We start from the raw sequence: 4,930 nt of genomic DNA, 5'->3' as shown, positions 1-4,930 counted from the left end.
CCTTGTAGCGGTTCGGCGACGGCGTAGCGGTGGCGACGAAACGGAATCGCACCGCATCGAACAGCGTCAGAAACGTCTGGTAGGTCTTCGACCCGAAGCTGCGCAGCACCGACGCTTCGTCCAGGCTGACGACCACGAAGACATTCGGGTCCAGCTTGCCGTCGCGCACGCTCTCGTAGTTCGTCAGGTAGACGCCGACGAAGGCAGGATCGACCTCGGCCGTGGTGCGGATGAAGCGGGTTTCGATGCCGAGCATGGCGGCGTCGCGGCGGAATTCTTGACGGACGCCGAGAGGAACGACGATCAGACCGGCGCCGCTGGCGTACGCCATGGCCAGCCGAACGACCTCCAACTGCTGCACACTCTTGCCCAGACCGAAGGCTTCGAACAGGGCGCGCCGGCCGCCAGCGCACGCCCAGCGTACCGCAGCGCGCTGGTGAGGCAGGAGGATCGGATGCACGTCATCGTCGGCCACGTCGAAGCCAGCTGACGGCGCCATGCGGACCTTGCGTTCGAGGAACTCGCGATACGGGTCAGTCATGCCGCCATCGCCAGTTCTTCGGTGGCCTGGTCAAGATTCGCCCGAGCGATCGCACACAGCGGCGGCGGGCTCACCGAGTTGCCGACCATGCGAACGCTCTTGCTGATGCTGAGTTTTCGGCCGTCGGCGGTACGGTCGATGATGTAACCGGCGGGGAAGCCCTGGGCGCGGAAAAGTTCTTCGCGACGAAGCATCCGGAGGCCGATGTCGACGATGACGTAAGGGTCGCCCTTAACCCAGACGGTCACCACAGCAAGGCGGTCACGCGTGGTCACGGTATCGACGGGGTGCATCAGGTCCAGCGCATCGCCGTTGCCGTAGTAGTTGATCAGGAACGCTGCAACGCGCAGGGCGCCTTCCTCGTGCTCCGGGCTCAGCGTGCACTCGACCACGGCGTGGTGCTCGCCGCCCGCGCTGATCGTCGCAACAGGGTCCTGCGCGTCGGCCGCCGAGCTCGTGCCCCGCAGCTTCGCTAGGGCCACGGCCGCCAGGCGCTGCTGGCTGCCGGTGCCGCAGATAGACGAGGTTGGCCGGTCGGCGGCGTTGCCATCACCGCCGTAGAAGCCGCCATTGGCCTGCTCAAGGAAAGCTGACACGACGGCGTGCTTCACACCGCCGGCCGGGAACACGCCTGTGGGCTTGGTGATGTCCAGCGACCGCGGCGCCTGGCCTTCGCGCTCGCCATACCCCGTCTGCACGAGGGTGGGAGCGACAACGGCGAAGTGACCACCCTTCACCTCGGCGCACATTGTGCCGACCGGCTTGGTCGCAGCCTTGTTCGTGTTGACGGACGACTGGGCGTGTTGAGTTACGAACGGGGCAAGAGTCGGCTGCACCGCAGTAAGTTCGCCCCGATTGGCGCCGGTGATCGTCGGGAAGGGCTCGCTGCCGGGATGGACGCGGCGCTCGCCATGATGGGTTACTGGCGTGATCAGCGGTGCCAACTGCGGCACGGCCACGCATGCATCGGCCTTAGACGTCGTCGTGGGTGCCGGTTCATGCACCGATCGCTCGGCAGTCTGGCCCATCCGGCCGCCCACACCCACGATGAAGGGCTCGGCGGCATCGATCACGTAGCGCTTCACGCCGCGAGCAATGCGGCGCAAGGTGGCATCAGCGAGCGGCCGCTTCACGCCCAGCTTCCGGGCTTCAACCTTGCCCAAGAAGATCGACGGGCAAGGCACGTCGAAGTCGATGCAATCGGCGGCCGTGACGAACGGCGTGAGCCCCGGGCCGCCACCATGGGTTGGCTTGGGCCAAACGATCGGCATGCCATCGCGGCGGGCAATGAGGAACAGTCGCTTGCGGCTCGTGCCCGCGCCGTAGTCGCATGCCGACAGCTTCCGCCATTCGACGACATAGCCAAGCGAGCGGAGCGCCGCTACGAACTGGTCCCACGTACGGCCGGCATGCTTCTTATCCGGCACCAGGCTCTGTTCCCAGACCGACACGCGCTCCCCAGGTGCGGCGACGGTGCCGTCGAGCTTCACGACCCTTCCGGTGGCCTTGTCCCGCTTCGCGATCAGCGGACCCCATTTCAGAATCTGCTCGACGTTCTCCAGGCTGATGATGCGCGGCGCGAGGCCGGCGGCGGCCAGCGTGCCGGCGACCTTGAGCACGACCCACGACAGCGAGCGTGTTGCTTTGCTTCGCGGCTGCCCGCCCTTCGCCTGGCTGAAATGCGTGCAGTCAGGCGAGGCATGGAACCAGCCTACAAGGCGGCCGAGGACTTCACGAAGAATATCCACGGTCCACACGTCAGCCGGAAGGTGACGGGTAAAAGGGTGGTTCGCTGCGTGCATACCGAGCGCCCACGGATCATGGTTGACCGCCACATCGGGATCGCGGCCAAGCGCCTGCTTCAGCGCCTCACTGGCACCACCGCCACCGGCGAAGAAGTCCACGACGATCTCGCCCGGGCGAAGGGCCGAAACAAGTGCCTTCTTGGGGAAGTTGAAGCCGGATTGCGAGCTGCCATCAGCCATGTGCGCGGAGGTCCTGTGATGCGTTCTGCGGAAGATCGGGATAGGTGCCCCACGGCGCGCGGAGTTCGCGCCACGGGTTGTCGGAGCCAATGGCCGAGCGATGCGCAAATCGGCCGCGCACGCCGTTGTCCCAGAGCTCACGGCACCTGGTGGTCTGGTTGTCGAACCAGCCGGAGAAGAGGTCGGGCGTGCGCGGCATGGCAGGATCAGTCTTCGTCGTCGGAGGAGATGAACTTCTCGATCTGCTCGGCGCTGGGCTTCTTCCAGTTGCTCACAGCGCCCGTGTCGAGATCGATGTCGAGCATCACGTAATCGCCGTAGTGCTCACCGGGCATAAAGTCCGGCACGTAGCCGTCGTCCTGTCCGCCGAGGGACTTGCCGCTTTCGTCGAGGATGTCTGCACCGAAGCGGTCGCTGCACTTGACGCAGATGCGCAGCGTCTTCGCGATTACTGGCACTACCTTGGTTTGGCTGATTTCCATTGAAGATCCTTTCGCCGGTCACGCCGGCGCTGGTGGATAGGTTTAGGCGGCTTTCTTCAGGTCGTTGACGGCGCCCTGGATGACAGTCCACAAGCCGCGGTAGATCGCGATCAGCTCGCTCTCGGCATAGAGCTTCGCGCCGCGCTCGATGCTGACCGGCTTGAAGCCAATCGACTCCAGGCCATCCGCCGTGATCGACAGCGGGGCGATCTTCGCGTTGATGTCGCCGAGCTTGATCGTTCGGCGGGGGGCGCCGGACGGAACGCTAGCGAAGGTTTGCGGCGATTCCATGGCCCGGAGGTCGTCACCGATGAGGTCGTTCACCGCTTCGACGTACGGCTTGCTCGGGCCCGGGGTCGCCGGAGCAACGGCCGGCACGGGAGCGTTCGCGGCTTCCGTCGCCACGCGTTCACGCTCAACTGCCGCAACACGTTCGCGCTCAGCGTCGGCGTTCTCTTTCTCGAGCTTCTCCCGCTCCTGCCTGCGGATATTCTCCCGCTGCGCTTCCAGCTTTTCCTCTTCAGCCTTCTTGTGCGCGTCGATACGCGAGGTGATGGCAAGGATGAAGTCATCGAAGGGCTTGGCAGCGAGCTGCTGCAAGTCGGCCACCAGCGCGCGATATTCGGCCGCATGGTCGTTGACCCACCCCAGCTTGCCCCGGAAGTCCTTCGCCTGGCGGTCGGCGACGATCTTCCCGTTTGCTAGCGCGGTGGCCAGCTTGTCGTCGATGCTGGTCATCGTCTTCAGGCCCTTTATGGAGCCTGCGAAGTCGGGCATGACCACGTCCAAACGGAGGCCGGTAATCTCTCGCTGCAGGTCGGTGACGTGGGCCATGAACGCCTTGCGCGCCGCTTCGATCTTCTCGGCGCGACGGCGGGCCTTCTCGCTCTCGAACAGCTTCTCGGCCATGAGGCGGTTGTCCCGCACCAGCTTGAGAAGCATGTCTTTCTGCCGCTTCGCCTGGTCGACGCTCGCAATCTGGGAGAGCATCATCGATTCGGCGGCGTCGAGCGTTTCTTCAGCCTTCTTCATGGCCTTGATCTGCTGATCGAGGTCAACGAAGTCCTGATCGGTCTGCGGCTCGCGGATCAGCTTGTTTTCAAGGAAGTTCCGGAGCGCGACCTCGAAAGCATTGAAGTTCTCCTTGACGGAGATCTGACCGACGACTTGAACGGCTACCGCCGGAAGTGCCTGCACTGCCTCGGCGACGAGGATCGGCGCAGCGTCAGGCAGCGTGTAGGCAGCGAGGTCGCGGTCGAACTGCGCCCAGCCGTCGACGATACGTTCGAACCAAGCCGCTTCTGGCCACACTTCAGTGGACACGAAGTTCGCCGGGGTTCCGTCGGACACGGTGAAGATGACGCGCTTGGCGCCAGTGACCATCATGATCTGCTGGCACTGCGGCATGTGCGAGTCGGGGACCACGCCAGAGGCGACCATCGCCGCAAGCTCGGCGTTCCACTGCTTGTGCTCGAAAGCGGCATCGAAGGCCATGGTGAGTCCGTCGCACGACGCCGAGAGGTTGCCGCCGGCATCCTCGTTGGAGCACGTCACCGGATAGAGGTCATCTTCGATCAACTGCTCGACCATGGGCCGAGCGAGGGCTTCGACCAGGTGGCCATAGTCGAGAATGTTCTCCTGCACCCAATCACTGAACTCTTTCGGATCACCGGTGTGCTTGACGCGCAGCAACTCGGAGCGCGTGGTCACCTTGGAAAGGCCCAGCATGGCTGCGGCTTCGCTAGCGCCGTGGTGGGTCAGGCGGAAGGCAGCCCATTCGGCGCTGCCTTGGACGAGGTTATGGATCTTCATTACTCGGCACTCCCCTTGTTAGCCCACGAGGCAATTTCGATCTTCTGCTCGTTGGTGAGCAGGTCCTTGGTCTGGATCATTGCGATCAGGTCGTTGACCGACTTGTTGCC

5 protein-coding genes are annotated in these 4,930 nt (G+C 64.3%); all 5 read right to left on the bottom strand.

The window, feature by feature from the left end; genetic code table 11:
* Positions 1-541: DEAD/DEAH box helicase family protein (locus tag AC1DSN_RS18295; protein ID WP_477332078.1), on the bottom strand; the 541-nt coding region annotated here is incomplete at its 3' end.
* Positions 538-2,526 carry a DNA cytosine methyltransferase gene (locus tag AC1DSN_RS18290; protein ID WP_477332076.1) on the bottom strand — a complete coding sequence of 663 codons (1,989 nt, stop codon included), beginning with the start codon at positions 2,524-2,526 and terminating at the stop codon, positions 538-540. The genes AC1DSN_RS18290 and AC1DSN_RS18295, both read right to left, overlap by 4 nt.
* A complete protein-coding gene (locus tag AC1DSN_RS18285) occupies positions 2,519-2,725 on the bottom strand; it encodes a hypothetical protein (RefSeq protein WP_477298808.1) in 207 nt (68 codons plus the stop codon). Before AC1DSN_RS18285 ends, AC1DSN_RS18290 begins: the two co-directional genes overlap by 8 nt.
* 7 nt (positions 2,726-2,732) lie before the next feature.
* A complete protein-coding gene (locus AC1DSN_RS18280) occupies positions 2,733-3,008 on the bottom strand; it encodes a hypothetical protein (protein WP_477298807.1) in 276 nt (91 codons plus the stop codon).
* Between the two features lie 42 nt (positions 3,009-3,050).
* A complete protein-coding gene (locus AC1DSN_RS18275) occupies positions 3,051-4,820 on the bottom strand; it encodes a YqaJ viral recombinase family protein (protein WP_477298408.1) in 1,770 nt (589 codons plus the stop codon).
* Positions 4,821-4,930: the final 110 nt, after the last annotated feature.

Source organism: Luteibacter sp. P4_D7_3 (assembly GCF_056401735.1).
Note: the sequence above shows the minus strand (reverse complement) of the source record. Positions and strands in the feature narration are given on the sequence as shown.

Bases quoted from the DNA above. Each gene is read 5' to 3' on its own strand.
- AC1DSN_RS18290 (WP_477332076.1), bottom strand. From the start codon at position 2,526: ATGGCTGATGGCAGCTCGCAATCCGGCTTCAACTTCCCCAAGAAGGCA.
- AC1DSN_RS18285 (WP_477298808.1), bottom strand. From the start codon at position 2,725: ATGCCGCGCACGCCCGACCTCTTCTCCGGCTGGTTCGACAACCAGACC.
- AC1DSN_RS18280 (WP_477298807.1), bottom strand. From the start codon at position 3,008: ATGGAAATCAGCCAAACCAAGGTAGTGCCAGTAATCGCGAAGACGCTG.
- AC1DSN_RS18275 (WP_477298408.1), bottom strand. From the start codon at position 4,820: ATGAAGATCCATAACCTCGTCCAAGGCAGCGCCGAATGGGCTGCCTTC.